The 17,617-nt window shown below is 58.3% G+C and carries 19 protein-coding genes; 14 read left to right on the top strand and 5 right to left on the bottom strand.

The genetic code is table 11. The features are described from left to right. Window positions 1-9: 9 nt before the first annotated feature. Complete coding sequence (locus V0R37_RS01515; RefSeq protein WP_420372801.1) at window positions 10-867, top strand: AraC family transcriptional regulator; 858 nt, start codon at window positions 10-12, stop codon at window positions 865-867. Between the two features lie 34 nt (window positions 868-901). Here the strand turns inward: V0R37_RS01515 and V0R37_RS01510 are convergent, their stop codons facing one another. Together V0R37_RS01510 and V0R37_RS01505 are read right to left on the bottom strand one after the other, a co-directional pair. Further along, complete coding sequence (locus V0R37_RS01510) at window positions 902-1,741, bottom strand: isocitrate lyase/PEP mutase family protein (protein WP_420372800.1); 840 nt, start codon at window positions 1,739-1,741, stop codon at window positions 902-904. A gap of 114 nt (window positions 1,742-1,855) precedes the next feature. After that, entirely contained in the window at window positions 1,856-2,254 is a 399-nt protein-coding gene (locus V0R37_RS01505) for a RidA family protein (RefSeq protein WP_420372799.1), read from the bottom strand. A gap of 266 nt (window positions 2,255-2,520) precedes the next feature. On the opposite strand from V0R37_RS01505, the gene V0R37_RS01500 reads away from it, so the two are divergent. After that, window positions 2,521-3,000: a VOC family protein gene (locus tag V0R37_RS01500; protein ID WP_420372798.1), complete on the top strand. Its 480-nt coding sequence runs from the start codon at window positions 2,521-2,523 to the stop codon at window positions 2,998-3,000. Window positions 3,001-3,030: 30 nt separating this feature from the next. Here the strand turns inward: V0R37_RS01500 and sodC are convergent, their stop codons facing one another. The 3 genes from sodC to V0R37_RS01485 all read right to left on the bottom strand — a co-directional run bounded on the left by sodC (window position 3,031) and on the right by V0R37_RS01485 (window position 5,029). Beyond that, entirely contained in the window at window positions 3,031-3,555 is a 525-nt protein-coding gene (sodC, locus tag V0R37_RS01495; protein WP_420372797.1) for a superoxide dismutase [Cu-Zn] SodC, read from the bottom strand. Window positions 3,556-3,647: 92 nt separating this feature from the next. Further along, window positions 3,648-4,364, bottom strand: coding sequence for a 7-cyano-7-deazaguanine synthase QueC (gene queC / locus V0R37_RS01490; protein ID WP_420372796.1), 717 nt, complete (start codon window positions 4,362-4,364; stop codon window positions 3,648-3,650). Then, a complete protein-coding gene (locus tag V0R37_RS01485) occupies window positions 4,361-5,029 on the bottom strand; it encodes a 7-cyano-7-deazaguanine/7-aminomethyl-7-deazaguanine transporter (RefSeq protein ID WP_420372795.1) in 669 nt (222 codons plus the stop codon). Before V0R37_RS01485 ends, queC begins: the two co-directional genes overlap by 4 nt. A gap of 243 nt (window positions 5,030-5,272) precedes the next feature. Between V0R37_RS01485 and V0R37_RS01480 the strand changes: the two genes are divergently transcribed. The 12 genes from V0R37_RS01480 to V0R37_RS01425 all read left to right on the top strand — a co-directional run bounded on the left by V0R37_RS01480 (window position 5,273) and on the right by V0R37_RS01425 (window position 17,600). After that, window positions 5,273-5,680 carry a VOC family protein gene (locus V0R37_RS01480; RefSeq protein ID WP_420372794.1) on the top strand — a complete coding sequence of 136 codons (408 nt, stop codon included), beginning with the start codon at window positions 5,273-5,275 and terminating at the stop codon, window positions 5,678-5,680. Window positions 5,681-5,720: 40 nt separating this feature from the next. Continuing rightward, the gene (locus V0R37_RS01475) at window positions 5,721-7,106 is read left to right on the top strand and encodes an FAD-dependent oxidoreductase (protein WP_420372793.1); all 1,386 of its coding nucleotides are present in this window, start codon (window positions 5,721-5,723) and stop codon (window positions 7,104-7,106) included. A gap of 98 nt (window positions 7,107-7,204) precedes the next feature. Beyond that, complete coding sequence (locus tag V0R37_RS01470; RefSeq protein WP_420372792.1) at window positions 7,205-7,912, top strand: TetR/AcrR family transcriptional regulator; 708 nt, start codon at window positions 7,205-7,207, stop codon at window positions 7,910-7,912. A gap of 72 nt (window positions 7,913-7,984) precedes the next feature. Next, window positions 7,985-9,394 (top strand): phenylacetate--CoA ligase family protein, encoded by a 1,410-nt coding sequence (locus V0R37_RS01465; protein ID WP_420372791.1) that lies wholly within the window; start codon window positions 7,985-7,987, stop codon window positions 9,392-9,394. 39 nt (window positions 9,395-9,433) lie between these two features. Further along, complete coding sequence (locus tag V0R37_RS01460) at window positions 9,434-10,660, top strand: ABC transporter substrate-binding protein (RefSeq protein WP_420372790.1); 1,227 nt, start codon at window positions 9,434-9,436, stop codon at window positions 10,658-10,660. 8 nt (window positions 10,661-10,668) lie between these two features. Further along, on the top strand, window positions 10,669-11,535 hold the full coding sequence (locus V0R37_RS01455) for a branched-chain amino acid ABC transporter permease (RefSeq protein ID WP_420372789.1): 867 nt from the start codon (window positions 10,669-10,671) through the stop codon (window positions 11,533-11,535). A gap of 21 nt (window positions 11,536-11,556) precedes the next feature. Next, a complete protein-coding gene (locus V0R37_RS01450) occupies window positions 11,557-12,549 on the top strand; it encodes a branched-chain amino acid ABC transporter permease (protein WP_420372788.1) in 993 nt (330 codons plus the stop codon). Window position 12,550: 1 nt separating this feature from the next. Beyond that, window positions 12,551-13,309: an ATP-binding cassette domain-containing protein gene (locus V0R37_RS01445; protein WP_420372787.1), complete on the top strand. Its 759-nt coding sequence runs from the start codon at window positions 12,551-12,553 to the stop codon at window positions 13,307-13,309. Continuing rightward, complete coding sequence (locus V0R37_RS01440) at window positions 13,310-14,020, top strand: ABC transporter ATP-binding protein (protein ID WP_420372786.1); 711 nt, start codon at window positions 13,310-13,312, stop codon at window positions 14,018-14,020. Between the two features lie 11 nt (window positions 14,021-14,031). After that, on the top strand, window positions 14,032-14,919 hold the full coding sequence (locus tag V0R37_RS01435; RefSeq protein WP_420372785.1) for an alpha/beta fold hydrolase: 888 nt from the start codon (window positions 14,032-14,034) through the stop codon (window positions 14,917-14,919). A gap of 54 nt (window positions 14,920-14,973) precedes the next feature. Next, window positions 14,974-15,774, top strand: a complete 801-nt coding sequence (locus tag V0R37_RS01430; RefSeq protein WP_420372784.1) for an SDR family NAD(P)-dependent oxidoreductase — start codon at window positions 14,974-14,976, stop codon at window positions 15,772-15,774. A gap of 20 nt (window positions 15,775-15,794) precedes the next feature. Beyond that, a complete protein-coding gene (locus V0R37_RS01425) occupies window positions 15,795-17,600 on the top strand; it encodes an acyl-CoA dehydrogenase family protein (RefSeq protein ID WP_420372783.1) in 1,806 nt (601 codons plus the stop codon). The last annotated feature ends 17 nt before the right edge of the window (window positions 17,601-17,617 follow it).

The raw sequence follows: 17,617 nt of genomic DNA, 5'->3' as shown, positions 1-17,617 counted from the left end.
CTGTCAATAATGAGTCCAAAACCGCCAACATCGAAAACGGCATCAGGCGCGCCTTCTAAAAATGCGCACAGCCGGAATGCCAGCGCCAGTATTGCCAATCGGGTGCCCCGCGCCGTGGCCGCCCTGGCCCGATCCGATCCCGCCGGCTGCGTCATCGCCCCCCATCATCATTTGCGCGATCAACTGATCTATGCCATTGAGGGCGTCATGACGATACGGGCGAACGGCTCCATATGGACGATACCGCCCAGTCACGGAATGTGGATGCCGGCGCACATGGAACACGGGATACGGATGGACGTCGCTGTCGAGATGCGCACCCTGTATTTTCAGCCCGGCGTGGTCCGGGGCAGGACGGACGCATGTTGTGTGCTGGCGATCACGCCCTTGCTGCGGGAACTGGTCCTGCGTGCGATGGCTATTACTCCGCGCTACGATCCCGACAGCGCCGAAGGGCGGATGATGCAGGTCCTGGTGGACGAGGTCGGCCTGCTTGCGCAGCAGCCTTTGTCGCTGAAGCTGCCGGCGGACAAGCGTCTGCTCAGGCTATGCGAAGCGCTCCTGGCCGATGTGTCCAGCGCAGCTTCCATCGCCGAATTGGGAGAAAGCGTGGGTTTGTCCGAACGCAGCGTGATCAGGCTTTTTCCCAAGGAGACCGGTTTGAGCCTGCTTCGCTGGCGCCAGCAGGCGCGGTTGATGCGCGCTTTTGCTCTGGCCGAGCAAGGCATGACAATGACCCAGATCGCTTTGGAGCTTGGCTACGGCAGCGCTTCGGCTTTCAGCAAGATGTTCAGGAAGCTGTTCGGGCAGGCGCCCCGGTCGTTTTTTCGGGCCAGCCATTTGGGGGCAAGGTCGACTCCGCCTTGATGATCCGGACCTGACCATCGCATCACGTCGCCATCTATGCCTTGATGTGCTTCTCGAAACGCTGGTTCAGATCGGCATTGCTGATCACATTGGCGAAGCCGTCGAAATTGCCGTCCCGGGCTATGTCCTGTGCAACGCGCAGGAAGGCATCCATGGCGACGCGCGCCAACGAGCCGCCGACGCTGATGCGCCGCACGCCCATGCCTGCCAGGTCTTCAACCGTATAGCCGAGCGCGGTGGGGTTAAGGAAATTGACGGCGCGGCCGCCGGCCGCCTGAACGATGGCGGCTATGTGTTCCCTGCTCTTGATGCCGGGCGCGTAAAGGCAATCCGCCCCCGCGTCCGCAAACGCCTTCATGCGGCGGACGCTTTCATCGATATCGGGGGCGCCGCGTATGAAGCCTTCGGTCCGGGCGGTAAGCAATACGCGTTCACCGGTCTGGTCGATGGCCCTGCGCGCCGCCTTGATCCGGGTCACCGCGGTATCAAAGTCGTACAGGCCGGTGGCTTCGCCTTGGGGCGCATCCTCGATCGACAGGCCGGCCACCCCGGCCGCAACGCAGCGGACGATGTTTTGCTGCATCTTATCGATATCGTCGGAAAATCCATTCTCGAAATCCGCGTTTAGCGGAATATCCACGGAGTCGGCCAGCTCTTTCAGATGGGCCAGCACGGTATCCAGATCTTGCGCGCCATCCGGCAGGCCGTTGGCATGCGCGTGGCCCGAGCTGGTGGAGGCAATGGCCTTGAAGCCCAGGTCTTCCAGGCAGCGTGCGGTGCCGACGTTCCAGGGGTTGGGAATGACGAAGCATCCGTCTTTATGCAGCTTGGCAAACTCTTCACGCTTTTCAGCGGCAGTACGCAATCCGGTCATACGACACCTCGTGGGGGTAAGCTGCCGGTCATCTACCGGCCGAACCTTGGGAAGGTTAAACGCAGGAGCGGATTCCATGCAAGCTTCTCGGACGCCGGCCCGTCCGCTGAAGGTTCAATCGGTCTCGGGCAGTTTGGCGATCACCTTGATCTCGAACTGGAAGCCATAGAGCCAGGTTACGCCGACGGCCGTCAGTGTCGGGTGGGGTGCCTGACCCCAATATTCCGGCACGATATTCCAAATGGTCTCGAACTTGGACTCCGGATCGACGATGAATACCGTGACGTCCACCACATCGTCGAATGAACTGCCCGCGGCCTTCAGGATTGCGTTCAGATTGTCGAATGCCTGCCGGACCTGTGTTTCCAAGTCGGGCTCGGGTGAGCCGTCTTCGCGGCTGCCGACTTGTCCCGAGACGAACAGAAAGCCGTTCGATTTGATCGCGGGCGAATAGTGATTTCGTTCATAAAGGGCTTGGCGTCCGGGTGGGAAAACGACGTTGCGGGTTGCCATGGGATATCTCCATCATTGGGTCGAAGCCGACCCGGGGTTTGACGATGGAGGGACTGTAAAGGTTTAAGTGCGCCGAATAAACCGGCGAATCGCGTCATCACTATTCGTAAAATCCAAACAGTTGCGATTCAATATTTTTAAAAGGCGGGCGCTTGGGGCTTGCCGCCGACCTGCCTGGCTACGCGGTCTAAGGATGCAAATTACTACAGTGATCCGGCCGCCGCGCGGCTAGAATCCAGTATCCGTTCCATTACAGGAGGATCAAAATGCCCAGCAAGAATACAGTCTGCCTCTGGTATGACGGCGCCGCATTGGACGCCGCGAATTTCTATGCCGAAACGTTTCCGGACAGCGCGGTGGTGGCGGTCCATCACGCTCCCGGAGATTATCCTTCGGGCAAGCAGGGCGATGTCCTGACGGTCGAGTTCACCGTGATGGGTATTCCCTGCCTAGGCTTGAACGGCGGACCGGCCTTCAAGCATAACGAAGCGTTTTCCTTCCAGGTCGCCACCGACGATCAGATCGAAACGGACCGATTGTGGAATGCGATTGTCGGAAACGATGGACAGGAAAGCGCTTGCGGCTGGTGCAAGGACAAGTGGGGACTGTCGTGGCAAATCACGCCACGCGCCCTGACGGATGCGATCACCGATCCTGACCCGGCGGCGGCCAAGCGTGCGTTCGACGCCATGATGGACATGCGAAAGATCGACATCGCCACCATAGAGGCGGCTCGGCGCGGCTGATTCCGAAATGCGGGCTCAGCCCGCCAGCATTTATTTAATGACGCCGCAAGCCATGCGGGCTCCGCCGCCGCCCAGCGGTTGCGGATGGTCGGAATAGTTGTCGCCGCCTTGATGGACCATTAGTGACCGCTCCTTTACGTCCGCCAATTTGAGCCGTGGCGCCAATACGGGATTGCCCGCGGTTCCATCCTCATTGACGTAAAGCGCGGGAAGGTCTCCCAGGTGGCCCTTGCCCCAGGGTAGGCCGTGCTTGCCTGTTTTCTTGGGATCCAGGTGTCCGCCGGCGGCTTGGGCTGGCGTCATTTTCCCGTCTTTCTCGGCGGCGTCGCAACTGGGATTTTCATGGACATGAAAGCCGTGAACGCCGGTTGCAAGGCCGGATAGTTTGGGCGTGAACACCAGGCCATATTGCGACTCTGAAATAGTGACCGTGCCGACAGCCTTCCCCGCCCCCTTGTCGGTGGCTTCGTGCATTTCTACCGTGACATCCGCATGGGCCAACCCCGCCGCGCACGCCAAGGTGCCTGTGGCAATACATACGAGCAGTTTCTTCATGGGTTTCTCCTTGGAAAAGGAGAAAGATAGCAATCGCCATGCCTGACCGCCGGGAATGCCATTGGAGGCACTTGGGCCTACAAGTGTGGAACCTATTGCCGTGCCGTCCATTGCCGGTAGCCCTGAGCGCGCAGGACGCAGGCAGGACATTCGCCGCAGCCATATCCCCACGCGTGCAGAGTACTGCGGTCGTTCAGATAGCAACTATGGGTTTCTTTGCGGATCAGGTCCACCAAGGGCATGCCGCCCAGTTCTTGAGCCAGCTCCCAGGTATCGGCCTTGTCCAGCCACATCAATGGGGTTTCCAAAACCAGCGGGCGATCCACGCCCAGGCTAAGCGCCACTTGCAAAGCCTTCAGCGTATTGTCGCGGCAGTCCGGATAGCCCGAATAGTCGGTCTGCGACATGCCGCCCACCAGCACGTCCAGCCCCCGCCGGTAAGCCAGTGCGGCGGCCAAGGTGAAGAACAGCAGGTTGCGGCCGGGCACGAAGGTGTTGGGCAGTCCGTCCGCCTGCATGGCAATGGCCATGTCGTCCGTCATGGCCGAAGCGCCCAATTGCCTTAGCACATCTACATTAAGCAGATGGTCGCTACCCAGCCGGGTAGCCCAGTCCGGATGCAGTTCGGCCAGGCGCCGGCGCAGCGTGGCGCGGCAGTCCAGTTCCACCCGATGGCGCTGGCCGTAATCGAAACCGATGGTCTCGACATGGCCGTAACGCGCCAGCGCCCAAGCCAGGCAGGCGGTGGAATCCTGGCCGCCGGAAAATAAGACCAGGGCGCGCCGGTGAGCTTGCCCGGAGGTGATCATATGGCGGCTGAAAGCGCGTCGCGCCGTTTCATGACGCGGGTTATGGCGTTAAGGGCCACTCCATACATCGGAACGAAAAGCAGCAGGCTGACCGCCAGCTTGATGACGTAGTCCACCATGGCAATCTCCCCCCAGTTCTCGGCCATGAAGGGGTTGCTGCTGCGCCAGAAGGCGATACCGAAGAAGGCAACTGTGTCCAGCGCCTGTCCAAACACGGAAGCCGCCGCGGGCGCCACCCACCATTGCACGTAGCCGCGGCGCATGCGGTCGAACACCTGTACGTCCAGCAATTGGCCCAGGACGTAGGCGGCGAAGCTGGCGAAGGCGATACGGAATACGAAACTGTTGAAATCGCCCAGTGCATCCACGCCGTTGAAGCGTCCTTCATGGAACAGGACCGACACGATATAGGAAGCGATCAGCGCCGGCACCATGGCCCGCGTGATCACGCTGCGCGCTTCAGTTTTGCCTATCAGCCGCACGGTCAGATCGGTGGCCAGGAAAATAAAGGGAAAGCTGAAAGCGCCCCAGGTGCTGTGAAACCCAAACAGGTCGATGGGCAACTGCACGAGATAGTTGCTGGCGATGATGATAAGGACGTGGAACGCTACCAGCAGGGCAAGGTAGAACGATACCCGCGATGGCGGGACGGAGGCGGAAGTCATGTTGAGCCTTTTTGATGGATGGGGTTAGGGAACCCATGGAGGAAATGCTAGCGCGCATTATACGCCGAGTTTTGCGAACCATTGGCTGGGCGGGGCCGCGTCTATGAGTGATGGAGGGGCCGAAACACGTTTCCATGTTTTTACACGAGTGACGAATTTTTCAACAGTATGTATTGACATTAATGTCTATAAAATTTACCATAGTGTCAAAATCATGGTTACTAGCTATCCACAGGAGACAAAATGATCAAAGGCATCTATGGGCTGAACATCGCCGTGGCCGACCTCGACACCGCCACCAAAAAATACGAAAACATTCTCGGGGTGTCCGGCAAATTCATTACCGAAGAGAACTTCGCTTTTCCCGGCTTGAAGGGCACCAGCTTCGATGTCAATGGGTTTCATCTGAATCTTATTGCCTCGACATCGCCAGACACTTCTGTAGCAAAGTTCATCGAGAAAAAAGGGGAAGGGGTTTTTCTGCTATCGCTTGAGGTCGGCGACATGGACCAGGCGCTCGGCGACATGCGGGGCCAGGGATTGACCCCGCTCCTGAAGGAATCGGCAAAAGGCGTGTTTGGCGAAGTCAACTTCATACATCCCAAAGAGATGAACGGGGTCCAACTGGAAATCTTCAAGCCTGCGAAATAGCAGCACGCAACCAGCAGCGGCTGCTTCTCAAGGAGGTCTTATGGTTGACGACGTTGAGCAGGATATTGTTGATGTTGTGGTAATCGGTGCAGGCGTAGCCGGTTTGTTCGCCGCCGTTGAGGCCGCCGAAATGGATGCGTCCGTCATGCTGCTGGAAAGCCAACCGGAAATCGGCGGCAGCTCCCGCTTGTCGGGCGGCTATGTCGCGCTATGCGAAACGGAGCTCGAGCAGGCCAGCCGTGACGAGCTGCTCGCGGATCTTGATGAGGCTCATCACCATGACAGCCAATTTGAGCTGTCGCGCATTTATACCGAAAACAGCGCGGATACCTATCTTCGTCTGAAAGACCTGGGCGTGGAGTTCGTCAGCACCATGCGGTTTTCCCACATGAGCAAACCATGGGCCCATGAACCCGGAGGCATAGGCGGCGGCGCGGAGTTGGTGCTGAAGCTGGAAAAGGCAGCCCGGCGCCGCGGCGTAAAGATTCTGACGTCCACCCGTGCGCGCGGCCTGCTGCGTAATGAAAAAGGGCGGGTCGTCGGCGTTGAAGTATCCCGGGATGGCCGCAGGACCGTGCTGCGCGCGCGCCGGGCCGTTGTCCTGACCTGCGGCGGTTTTACGCGTAACCCCGAACTCATCGAACAGTACGGAAGGGCGGGCGCAGAGAAAATCACGCCATTGACGGGGGCCGGCTCATTGGGCGACGGCCTATTGATGGGCAAGGACATCAACGCGGACACGGCATATCTCGAGATTGGCGTCGCGCCCACCGGCCCGGTGGATCCCGTCATGAATGCCATGTCGCTGGTCAACTACAAGGGCGCCATTCTGGTTAACAAGAACGGGCAGCGTTTCTGTCGAGAGTCGGACGTTTATCTGGATCTGTCGTGGGCCGGGTTAAAGCAGCCCGATACCCTGATGATCCAGGTCTATGACGCGGAAATTCGCGAAGACTATATGCGATGGAAACTCGCCCACGTATTGGGCTTGTGTCGAGAAATCAAGGCCGACACCATCGAAGGGCTTGGCGCGGAACTGAATGCGTCGCACGATGTGGACGCCGAAGGCCTGCTCCGGACCATAGCCGCTTATAACGGCTATGCGGAAAGCGGCCATGATCCGGATTTCGGGCGAGTCCACTGCGTCGGCATCGCAGGCAAGCTGCGCCGAATATCCAAGCCTCCCTTCTATGCGGCGGTGCTGGTTCCCGGCACCACGCACTTCAATGGCGGCTTGCGGGTAAGCCGCAACATGCAGGTAGTCGACACGGAAGGGGACGTGATCCTGGGCTTGTATGCCGCCGGCGAAGTTATAGGCGGCTTTCACGGCGCTGGCTATATGTCGGGATCCTTTCTGGGAAGCTCTTTGATTTTTGGCCGGATCGCCGGCAAAAACGCAGCAGATGAAGTAAAGCGCGCGGTCTGAATCATCGCCGCGCAGTGATTCAAGGAAACGGAAACCCCAGGTAGTGCAAGCCTGCAACCGGGTGGTCCGGATGTTAACCAAATTGACGGCTGATCGATATGAGCAAAGCAAAACAAAAGATGCTTGGAATCAAGGAAAAGCGAGAGCTGCAACGGCGCACGGTTGTCGAAGCGGCAGCCAAGCTTTTCAGCCAGAAAGGGTATGCGGGAACCAGCATGCTGGACGTTGCCCGCGCCTTGGAAATCAGCAGGCCGGCGCTCTATCACTACTTCGTCAGCAAAGAGGATGTGCTGACGACCTTGGTGAAAGAGGTAACCCTCTATCTGGAGAACGTAGGCGATTCCTTGACGGCGGACGGGTCGCGGGATCCCGCCGAAACTCTGTATGAGATGACGCGAAAGAATGTGCTGTTCATCTTGAATAACACCGTCATGTTCAGAGTCGTGGAGCGTTCCGAAAACGATCTCCCCGAAGATATCCGGCGGCTGAACGACCGGGCCAAGCGAGGCATATACGATCGCTTTCGCATTGCCATTGAACGGGGCATTGAAACGGGACACTTCAGAAAAGTGGATCCGGCCGTCGCGGCGTTCTCCATTATTGGCTTGTGCAGCTGGTCGGCCTGGTGGTACAGCCCGGATGGCCGGCTGATCCCGGAGGAAATCGCGGATCAAGTTGCGATGATGGGGCTGGAGTCGGTACGGGCGTCGGACGGCAAGTCGATCAATCTGGACGAGTTGCGGCCGGCCATTGCCGATGCGCGTAAATCCCTCGAACGATTATCCAATCTGTTCGGAAAGAATTAAGGCTGGCGGCTGACGGCAAGCTGGCAACAAACCGTAGTCAGGCATGACGATAAAGCCATGGAGACGATGTAAATGAGTAATGCCATACCCTATTATTTCAGGTCGCTGGATTGGGACAAGCTGATAGCGGATTATCCTCCGCCTCCCAATTACAACGGCACAGTGGGTGCGATGTCCGACGAGCAAATCCATGATCTCCAGAACGAGCGATTTCTGGCGCGCGTGGAAGAGGCCTGGAAACTGCCGTTTTATACGCGCCGCTGGTCGGCCGTGGGTCTTGAGCCCGGCGATATCCAGAGCCTGGAGGACATCGAGAAGATTCCTACCTTCAACAGCGACGATCTTAAATCCGCAATCGAGTCGGCGCCGCCGTTTGGAGATCACCACCCTTACCGCCGCGAAGACTTCGGCGACGTTCCGATCAAGATTCAAACCAGCGGCGGCACCACAGGTATGCCGCGCGTTACGCTGTTCGACGCGCTTGCCTGGGAGGTTCAGGGAATCCAGACGGCTCGCGGCCTGTATGCGCAAGGAGCCCGGCCTGGCGATGTCATCCAGATACCGTTCACGACATCGCTGGCCAACGCCGGCTGGTCGGCCTACAACGCTGTTTTCAACTGGCTGGGCTGCGTGCCTGTCACAACCGGCTCGGGCAAGGTAACGCCGAGCGAGCGGCAGCTGGAGTTTGCCAAAGCCTGGGGAACGAATGGTTGGTACTGCTATGGCGACTACCTCGGCCGGCTCACTCAGGTGGCCGAGCAAATGGGCTTTGATTTGCACCAGCTCCCCACCAAGTATCTCTTTACCTTCCTTGGGCCGGACAGCGATGGCGCATTGCGCCGAGGACTCGAAGAAGCCTGGGGCGCGCCCGTCTACGACAACTATGGCTCTCATGAAGTAGGTCTGGTGGCGTGGGAGTGCCAGCACAAGAAAAACAAGCATATCAATGAGGACACGGCATTTATCGAGGTTTGCGATGCCCAGGGCCGACGCCTGGCCGACGGTGAAACAGGCAGCGTCGTTGTCACCAGCCTGCATCGCAGCGTTCCCCCTTTCATACGTTACGACCATCGCGACATGATGGCCCTGTATCCACGGGAAAAGTGCGAATGCGGCGTGTGCTCAAGAAAGCTCTCGAGCTTGTTTGGCCGCATGGATGACATGGTCAAGCTGCGGGGCACAAACATCTATCCCTTGAGCTGCCAAGGAGCGATCAAAAAAGATCCGCGCACCACGGGCGAGTTTTTGTGTGTGGTATCGCATGTGGGCGAAGGCGTGGCGCGCCAGGATGAAATGGTTATCAGGGTCGAGCGCAAATCGACAACGGTGAACAAACAAGCGCTGCGCGATGATCTGACCGCAACGCTTACGGCCGAACTCGGCGCGCGCATTCAGGTCGAGATTGTCGAGTCCGACGAGCTCGACGAGTACACCAAATCAGGCGAAAAGCCCAAGCGCTTGCTTGATCTGAGAAAACGATAACAAGCAGTCGATGTGGCTGTCCATTTAACCGAGGAGACAATGATGTTTCAAATATTCAATAAAACAATTCTTGCAGCAGCGATGGGCGTTCTGACTTCACTTGTGGGGCCCGCATCCGCGCAAGCGGCCGACAAGGCCAAAGGCGAGCCTGTCGTTATCGGCGTGATCGAAGATCGTTCCGGTTCGGCCACGTTCTATTCGCAAGAGTCGGTGAAGGCGATCAAGCTGTTTGCCGAATCCATCAACAAGGGCGAGCTTGCCTACATGGGCGGTACGGCCGGCAGCGAGCCCGGTATTCAGGGCCGTTCCATCGAACTCATTTTCGAGGACGATGAGAACAACGCCAACTTGACAGTCGTCAAGTCGCGCCGCTTGATTGAGCGCGGTGCCGATGTATTGTTTTTTCTGTCCGGATCAGGCGCCACCATGCAGGGTCGCGTGGTCTGCGCGGAACAGAAGATCCTGTGCATGGCGCCGACCAACGTCAGTTCACGGCTGGTCAGTCCGCCCAACAATGAATACATCTTCACGATGGCGCCTATCAGCGAGCTCAGCGGAGGCGCCTACATTGACGCATGGAAAAAACTCAACTTCAAGCGCGTTGCGATTATTTCCGATAGTTCACCCACCAGCCGCGTGCTGCGAGATGCTTATAAGAAGACGTGGGAAGCGGCCGGCTTTGAAACCGTGGCGGACGAAATGATGGAGATCGGATCCACGGATGCCAACTCGCAGGTCATGCGCGTGCGTGGACAAAAACCCGATGTGGTCTTCGACTCCTTTGCTTCGGCGGCGGAATCGGCGGCGATGTACAAAAGCCTTCAGCGATTCGACGTAAGAGCGCAGCGCTGGGCTCAGAACAACTTGACGGCCACACCAAAAATATGGGAGCTGGCCGGCAACGCGGTTGATGGCGCATTGGTCGTCGATCCTATCGGTCCTGGCAATCCGAATACCGATGCCGTCAAGTCAATTTACGAGAAGGTGCACGGGGAAAGTTCGTTCGTCTGGCTGCATGCCGTCGTTTGGGACGGACTGATGTTGGTGAAAACAGCGGCAAAATCCGCTGACACGCTGGACGGCACGGCATTGCGCGACGCTATGGAAAAGGTCACCGCTTTCCCCTCGGCCTTTGGCCAAAAGGGCAACACCTTGAACTTTGCCAAGGGAGTGCATAACGGAACCTCCGAGAAAGGCTTGGTGATCGTGCAGTTCAAGGACCAAAAACCCTCTGTGCTGTGGGATGTCTATCAGCCGGCCAAATAAGGATAAGCATGTTATTTAGCATCGTTTCTTCCGGCATAGGGATAGGCGCGTTGTATGGCTTGCTGGCCTTGGGATATTTTCTGTTTTTCCAGGCCACCACCGCCATCAATTTCGCGATAGGGGCCATTGCCATGTTCGCGGGCATGGCAATGGCAGTGGTCTCTCAAGACATGAGCCTGCCGTGGGCAATCGGCATATTGGTTGCCGTGGCTCTGGCCGTTCTACTCGCGTGGATTTCGGAGGCGGCCATACTGCGCCCAATTCTTGCCAGGAGCAGCGATGAATTTGGCGCTGTGGTGGCAATCGTGGCGCTGATGTTTGTCATCGAACAGTTGGCCGGCGTCATCTTTGGCCGGCGGCCCATTCAGGGTAGGCAACTGTTCGATGCCGTTCATTTTGTCGGCGACGGAATTATTGAAAGCCGTTTCCTCTGGAATACCGTGATTTCGGTGATCGTCTTCGCGGTGGTCGTCGCTTGGCTCAAGCATGGAAGCTATGGCCGGATGCTGCGCGCGGCGGGCGACAATGAAACGGCCGCGCGCGTGCTGGGCCTACCCATTCGCCGCATCAAATTTGCCGCCGTGTTTGCCACGGGCCTGGTCTGCGCCGTAGCCGGCGTGCTCTACGTATCGCAGGCGCCGCTGAACTTCCACTCCCACCTTGCGTTCGCTATTGCGGGCTTCATTGCCTTTGTTATTGGAGGCACAGGAAGCGCATGGGCGCCGTTGGTGGGTGGGATTCTGCTGGGGCTGATCGAAGCGTTCACTATCTGGTTCCTCGGCGGGGGCGCACGCGACTATATGTTGCTGCTGCTGGTGCTTGTGGTGTTTTCGGTCAGGCCGGAAGGCATATTCACCGTTCGAGTAAGAACGTAAGTCGAGGAGCAAGGATTCATCATGAGCACGATACGGTCTCATCAACATAAGCTTTCGCGATCCTTGCGAAAGGAAAGCCTTCTGGGTCTGCTTGGCACGCTGGTATTCATTGTTTTTGTGGGCAACCAGGTATATCGGCAGGATCTTGGCATTCTGGTCATCGTTTACGCCTTGCTCGCGCTGGGCATGTATTTGCCGCTAGCCCTGGGAGGGCGGCTCTCGCTGGCATATAACGCTTACTTCGCCATCGGCGCATACTCCGTCGCGATCACCGGTCAACAAGGAGGCGCTCTGCTGTGGCTGGCTCCCATCCTGGGTGTCGGTTTGTCCATGCTGACCGCGGCCGTTCTAGCCGTGGTAACGCGAAAATTGTCCGGTTTTCACCTGGCGGTCGCCACCATGCTGTTCGGTATTGTGGTGCACACATGGCTCATTCACTCAGGTGATTGGGCTGGCGGGCCGGAAGGCATCGGCGGTATTCCGCGCCTGTCTTTTTTTGGGTGGGAACTTGGCCGCACCCAACTGATCGCTGTCGGAGCGCTGCTGGTCTGGCTTATCGCCACAGCCATTGCCCGTTTTCGCATGTCTTTCTTTGGTATCGCGCTGCGCGCGCAACGCGAAACCGTACCCGCGGCGCAGGCCAGCGGGGTGCCTGTCGTCAGTTTACGCATTATCTCCTTGGCCCTGGGAGCTGGCATTGCCTCCATTGCCGGCATGCTGCTGGCCCTAATGAATCAATTCATTCTGCCGGAATCGTTCGGCATCAAAGTGGTGTTCCTGGTGCTGTTCATGCCCATCCTTGGGGGCATGTTTACTCCATGGGGCTCTGTGCTGGGAGCGCTCATCGTAGTGTTTTTCACGCTTGGCTTTGATTTCTTCGAGGGTCCTGGCGTGCTGACGTTCGGCATTCTTGCCTTGGTCATCCTGCTGGCATTTCCTCAGGGAGTGTTGGGTGGCTTGGCTGCGTTGCGTCAACGTTTCACGAGGCCCGGTGCAGCAGCGGGAGGCCACTGACATGAGTTATTTGCGTTGTGAAGAGGTTCTGAAGTCATATGGCGGAGTCAAGGTTTTGCTCGGGGTGAATTTCGAAGTTCGAGGCGGGCAGATTTTAGGGCTTCTCGGTACCAATGGCGCGGGAAAATCGACGCTGATCGACATCATCTCCGGCATTACGCCGCTCGATTCGGGCGCTGTTTACCTTGGCGAGCACGAAGCGCGCGGGCAAGGCAGCGAAACCCGGGCTTACCAGGGGCTGGCTCGCACCTTTCAGCATCCCCAGGTAGCCAAGGACCTGACGTTGCGGGAAAACGTGCTGATAGGCGCCAGCGTCAGCGAGCTGAAAGGCTTGCCGCGTGTTTTCAGTTCCGCGCTGGGAGGGTTCTTCAAGGGATGGGGGGCTCTAAATGAACAGGTCGAGCAGGTGTGCGCCGACGTGGCGCTGAACAATATCGACCGCCTGGCCGGTGAAGTGACCTTCGGCGAGCTGCGCCTGGTCGAAATGGCTCGTGTGTTGATGCAGAAGCCCAAAGTCGTGTTGTTGGACGAACCCTTTTCCGGCGTCGGAGACAGCGGCATACAAGGCATCATTTATTCGCTTGGCAAGCTCAAGGAGGCGGGGGCCGCCGTGCTGCTCGTCGACCACAACATCGACATTCTGGCGCCTCAGGTCGATCGCATGGCGCTTCTGGCACAGGGAAAGATTGTGGTGCAGGGCGATGTGCAATCGTGCCTGACAAGCCCAGTCTTTCGCGAGACATATATTGGAGTGAGCTGAATGAGTACCGAATCCACATTGGATGTAAGTTCCGTCACCGTCCGCTATGGTGGTGTCGAGGCAGTTACCGATGCACGGATGTTTGCTCGCCCAGGCACCATTACCGCCATCGTCGGTCCAAACGGCGCCGGCAAAAGCAGCCTCTTTCTTGCCATGATGGGGGCGTTGAAAGCCAGTGGCGGCAAGGTAAGCGTTGCAGGCAAGAGCCTGGACGCGCTTGGACCCACAGCGCGCGTCCGTAGCGGGCTGGTATTGGTGCCGCAAGGGCGTCAAATTTTCCCGCGATTGACCGTCCAGGAGAACCTGAAAGTCATGGTGGATGCGTTATCGCTTGATCAGTCACGCGTCGAGGCGGCGATCGAGCGCTTTCCCCGGCTGAAAGAACGCCGCGGTGTTGCGGCTGGAACCTTGAGCGGCGGAGAGCAGCAGATGTTGGCGCTGGCGCGCGCGCTGATGACGAATCCAAAAGTGCTATTGCTGGACGAACCGATGCTCGGCCTGGCGCCCGTCGTCGTCGAGCAGGTGATCGAATTGTGCTCCCAGTTGGCCGAAGAGGGTATTGCCGTCGTTATTGCCGAACCGTCCGTGCGCCTTGTTGGCCGCAACGTTAGCCGCGGCTACGTCATGATACGAGGCCGAATCAGTCAGGAGATCATTGGTTTGCCCATGATCGAGACGGAGTACATGCGCCTGCTTGGCATGACGTCCTGATGGCATTCGAAATGAAGTCAAGCATGCATGCTCCTCATATTTCCTCCGACATTCGCACACATCACTTCACCAATCGCGAGGGATTGCGCCTGGCGGGGGATATTGGGGGAGATCCAGGCGCTCAACCGATCGTGCTCTTGCACGGCGGCGGCCAGACCCGGCACTCCTGGCGCCAAACTCTCGATGAGCTCGTGTCGCGAGGCTATCGCGTGATCAGCCTTGACGCGCGAGGCCATGGGGACAGCGATTGGGCGGCCGATGGCGACTATCAACTGGAAACGCTGGGCCGCGATCTGCTTGACGTGATCGGGACGCTGCCTAAGAAGCCCATCATCGTTGGGGCCTCCATGGGTGGCATGACGGCCTTGTTTGCCGTTGGGCTGGCCAGAGAACAGGCCGTGCGCTCAGTCATTCTGGTTGATGTGGTCCCAGGGCTGGACCCTCAGGGCTCGCAACAGATTGTGGATTTCCTGCAAGGGCATATGGGCGGCTTTGACAGCCTTGAACAGGCGGCGGACGCCGTATCCGCCTACAACCCTCATCGGCCGCGGCCGAAGGACATCAGCGGCTTGATGAAGAACTTGCGATCCCATGACGACGGTCGCCTGTATTGGCATTGGGATCCTGCATTCTTTACTACCTCTGATCTGATCGAGCCGCTTGCCTTCCGTGATCGGCTGTACCAGATATGCACCTCCATCACTATTCCCGTGCTGTTGGTCAAGGGGATGTATAGCAACGTGGTTACCGACCAGGGAGTCCAGGAGTTCCGTCAACGTTTGCCGCAACTGCGGGTTTTTGAAGTCAGCGGAGCAGGCCACATGATCACCGGCGACCGGAACGATCTTTTCAACGAAGGCGTGCTCAAGTTCATCGAAGAGCACGTGGGTGCCGAATAGCCGGCGTCAGGCTGGATGCCATCCAAGGCTCAGCCTGTGCCAAGGGAACCGATTATGAATAACGAGAAGGACGACATGCTTTCTGAAGAGACACGCTCATTTTCACTGGATGGGAAACTTGCGCTGATAACCGGAGCGTCAAGTGGCATAGGCCGGTATCTGGCTGGTGTTCTTGGCCGTGCGGGGGCGTCGGTCGTTCTTGCCGCGCGCCGCAAGGCCGTGGTCGCCGAAGAGGCGGCCCGGCTTCGGGAGCAGGGCGGGCAAGCCGTGGGCATCGCCATGAATGTAGCCGAAACAGAATCGATCGATACCGCTTTCGATGAGATTCACAAACTGTTTGGTCGCCGTCCGGATATTCTCGTCAATTGCGCGGGGGTGGCCCTGCTCAAGCCGTTCCTTGAGCAAACACCCGAAGAACTTGATGTCGTGATAGGAACCAACCTGCGCGGCGCTTTTCTTGTGGCGCAGCGCGCGGCCCGGGCCATGGCGGAGCAAGGCGGCGGTGCAATCATCAACGTAGCCTCTACCGCCGGATTGCGGCCTGGCGGAATGCTGTCCAGCTATGGGGCCACCAAGGCCGGGCTGATCCACTTGTCCAAGGTCATGGCCTACGAGCTCGCTCGAAACAATATCCGCGTCAATGCGCTATGCCCGGGCAATATCGAAACGGAGATGCATCGCGAGTTCGAAGATGCGGGCTTTGCGCAAGCGCTGGTCAAGCGGATTCCCCAGCGCCGTTTTGGGCAGTGCAAGGACTTGGCGGGCGCCACCTTGCTGCTCGCCTCCGACGCCGGCGCCTACATGACCGGTACCGTCCTGACCGTCGATGGCGGGCAAATCGTCAACTCCATTTGATTTCAGGATCGAGGCCGATTGTGAGAGAAACACTTGAATTCATGATGTATGACTGGCTCAAGGTTGACAGCCTGAGCGAGCGGGAGCGCTATGCGGCACACACCCGGGAGACATTTCAGTCAGTGCTGGATCTGAGCGAACGCATCGCCACTGAAAAGTTCCATCCCCTGAATCGCCTGGTGGATGCGCAGGAGCCCGAGTTCGATAATGGACGAGTACGTTTGCCGGGCGGCGTCAAAGAAGCCGTCAACGCGTATGCCAATTCCGGCTTGTTGGCGGCTGGCCACGACTATGAAGTCGGCGGCATGCAGTTGCCCTATGTCGTCGATATGGCGGCCAATACCTTTTTTTCGCTGAACAGCATCGGTCTGGCCGCCTTTGGAATGCTTACTTACGCCAACGCCAATTTGCTGATGGCGCACGGCACGGAAGCGCAGAGAAGCGTTTTTGCGCTTCCGCAAATGGAAGGGCGCTACTTCGGCACAATGTGCCTTAGCGAGCCAGGCGCGGGGTCCAGTCTTGGTGATCTCACCACCAAGGCATTGCCGGACGGACAGGACTATGCGGATTGCCCTTTAGGGCCGCGCTACCGCCTAAAAGGCAGCAAAATGTGGATCTCTGGCGCCGAGCACGACTTATCAGAGAACATAGTACATCTTGTCCTGGCAAAAATTCCCGATGAAAGCGGACAACTGCCGCCCGGTCCCGGAGGCATTTCATTATTCATCGTTCCTAAGTACCTTGTCACGCCCGAGGGAGGGCTGACCGAGGCCAGGAACGATGTTGTGCTGGCCGGCCTGAATCACAAATTGGGTTATCGCGGCATACCGAACACTTTGTTGAGCTTTGGCGAGAGCGGCGGCGCCATCGGCTATCGGGTTGGCGAACCGGGACAAGGGCTGCACCTTATGTTCCATATGATGAACGAAGCCCGCATCAACATCGGCATGGGTGCGACGATGCTTGGCTTTGCGGGTTATCAGGCTTCGCTGGATTATGCGCGCGAACGCCGCCAGGGGCGCTTGCGCGGCAGTAAGGGCCGAAAATCCGATGGCCAGCAGGTCAAATTGATTGAGCACCCGGACGTTCGGCGCATGTTGTTGGCACAGAAATCCCTGAGCGAAGGCGGACTTGCCTTGGCTCTGTATTGCGCGCGTCTGGTGGATGAGAAGCGTACGGGCGACGAGGCGCAGCGGAAGCGCGCTGGCCTGATGCTGGAATTGCTGACCCCCGTGGCGAAAAGCTGGGCAAGCGAGTGGTGTCTCGAAGCGAACAGTTTGGCCATTCAAGTGTTGGGAGGCTACGGCTATACCCGGGATTTTCCGGTAGAGCAATATTGGCGGGACAACCGCCTGAACATGATTCACGAGGGTACGCACGGCATTCAAGCCCTCGATTTACTGGGCAGGAAGATTCGCCAGAACGATGGACAGGCCTACGCCTTATGGGTTGAAGGTGTGCAACAGACTCTTGAGCAGGCCAAGGCTCATGAGGAATTGGAGCCCTATGTCGACGCGCTGGCGCATTGCATGGACCGGCTGTCCGAAGCCACCCGCAAAGCGCAAGACCCGGAATGCGCCGAGCGGGCATTGGCCAACGCCACGCCCTATATGCAGGCATTTGGCCATGTTGTGGTGGCCTGGCTGTGGCTTCAGGTTCTATTGGCCGCACTCGAGTCGCCAACCGCCGGTAACGCGCTCGTTCAAGGGAAAAGGATGGCGATGCGGTATTTCTTCGCCTATGAACTCTCCAAGGTCGCGAGCTGGCTGGATGTGATCCTGAAGGGGGATGACACCGTACTGGCTATGCAGGGCGATTGGTTTTAATGAAATTAAGCGGGACG

The organism is Pollutimonas rozaliensis (assembly GCF_048751585.1).
Lineage (GTDB): Bacteria > Pseudomonadota > Gammaproteobacteria > Burkholderiales > Burkholderiaceae_B.
Note: the sequence above shows the minus strand (reverse complement) of the source record. Positions and strands in the feature narration are given on the sequence as shown.

What these genes read in the sequence shown, in the direction of transcription:
- V0R37_RS01465 (WP_420372791.1), top strand. Translation starts at nt 7,985, where the DNA reads ATGAGTAATGCCATACCCTATTATTTCAGGTCGCTGGATTGGGACAAG.
- V0R37_RS01480 (WP_420372794.1), top strand. Translation starts at nt 5,273, where the DNA reads ATGATCAAAGGCATCTATGGGCTGAACATCGCCGTGGCCGACCTCGAC.
- V0R37_RS01460 (WP_420372790.1), top strand. Translation starts at nt 9,434, where the DNA reads ATGATGTTTCAAATATTCAATAAAACAATTCTTGCAGCAGCGATGGGC.
- V0R37_RS01450 (WP_420372788.1), top strand. Translation starts at nt 11,557, where the DNA reads ATGAGCACGATACGGTCTCATCAACATAAGCTTTCGCGATCCTTGCGA.
- V0R37_RS01505 (WP_420372799.1), bottom strand. Translation starts at nt 2,254, where the DNA reads ATGGCAACCCGCAACGTCGTTTTCCCACCCGGACGCCAAGCCCTTTAT.
- V0R37_RS01435 (WP_420372785.1), top strand. Translation starts at nt 14,032, where the DNA reads ATGAAGTCAAGCATGCATGCTCCTCATATTTCCTCCGACATTCGCACA.
- V0R37_RS01470 (WP_420372792.1), top strand. Translation starts at nt 7,205, where the DNA reads ATGAGCAAAGCAAAACAAAAGATGCTTGGAATCAAGGAAAAGCGAGAG.
- V0R37_RS01475 (WP_420372793.1), top strand. Translation starts at nt 5,721, where the DNA reads ATGGTTGACGACGTTGAGCAGGATATTGTTGATGTTGTGGTAATCGGT.
- V0R37_RS01440 (WP_420372786.1), top strand. Translation starts at nt 13,310, where the DNA reads ATGAGTACCGAATCCACATTGGATGTAAGTTCCGTCACCGTCCGCTAT.
- V0R37_RS01515 (WP_420372801.1), top strand. Translation starts at nt 10, where the DNA reads ATGAGTCCAAAACCGCCAACATCGAAAACGGCATCAGGCGCGCCTTCT.
- V0R37_RS01510 (WP_420372800.1), bottom strand. Translation starts at nt 1,741, where the DNA reads ATGACCGGATTGCGTACTGCCGCTGAAAAGCGTGAAGAGTTTGCCAAG.
- V0R37_RS01430 (WP_420372784.1), top strand. Translation starts at nt 14,974, where the DNA reads ATGAATAACGAGAAGGACGACATGCTTTCTGAAGAGACACGCTCATTT.
- queC (WP_420372796.1), bottom strand. Translation starts at nt 4,364, where the DNA reads ATGATCACCTCCGGGCAAGCTCACCGGCGCGCCCTGGTCTTATTTTCC.
- V0R37_RS01445 (WP_420372787.1), top strand. Translation starts at nt 12,551, where the DNA reads ATGAGTTATTTGCGTTGTGAAGAGGTTCTGAAGTCATATGGCGGAGTC.
- V0R37_RS01500 (WP_420372798.1), top strand. Translation starts at nt 2,521, where the DNA reads ATGCCCAGCAAGAATACAGTCTGCCTCTGGTATGACGGCGCCGCATTG.
- V0R37_RS01455 (WP_420372789.1), top strand. Translation starts at nt 10,669, where the DNA reads ATGTTATTTAGCATCGTTTCTTCCGGCATAGGGATAGGCGCGTTGTAT.
- V0R37_RS01485 (WP_420372795.1), bottom strand. Translation starts at nt 5,029, where the DNA reads ATGACTTCCGCCTCCGTCCCGCCATCGCGGGTATCGTTCTACCTTGCC.
- sodC (WP_420372797.1), bottom strand. Translation starts at nt 3,555, where the DNA reads ATGAAGAAACTGCTCGTATGTATTGCCACAGGCACCTTGGCGTGCGCG.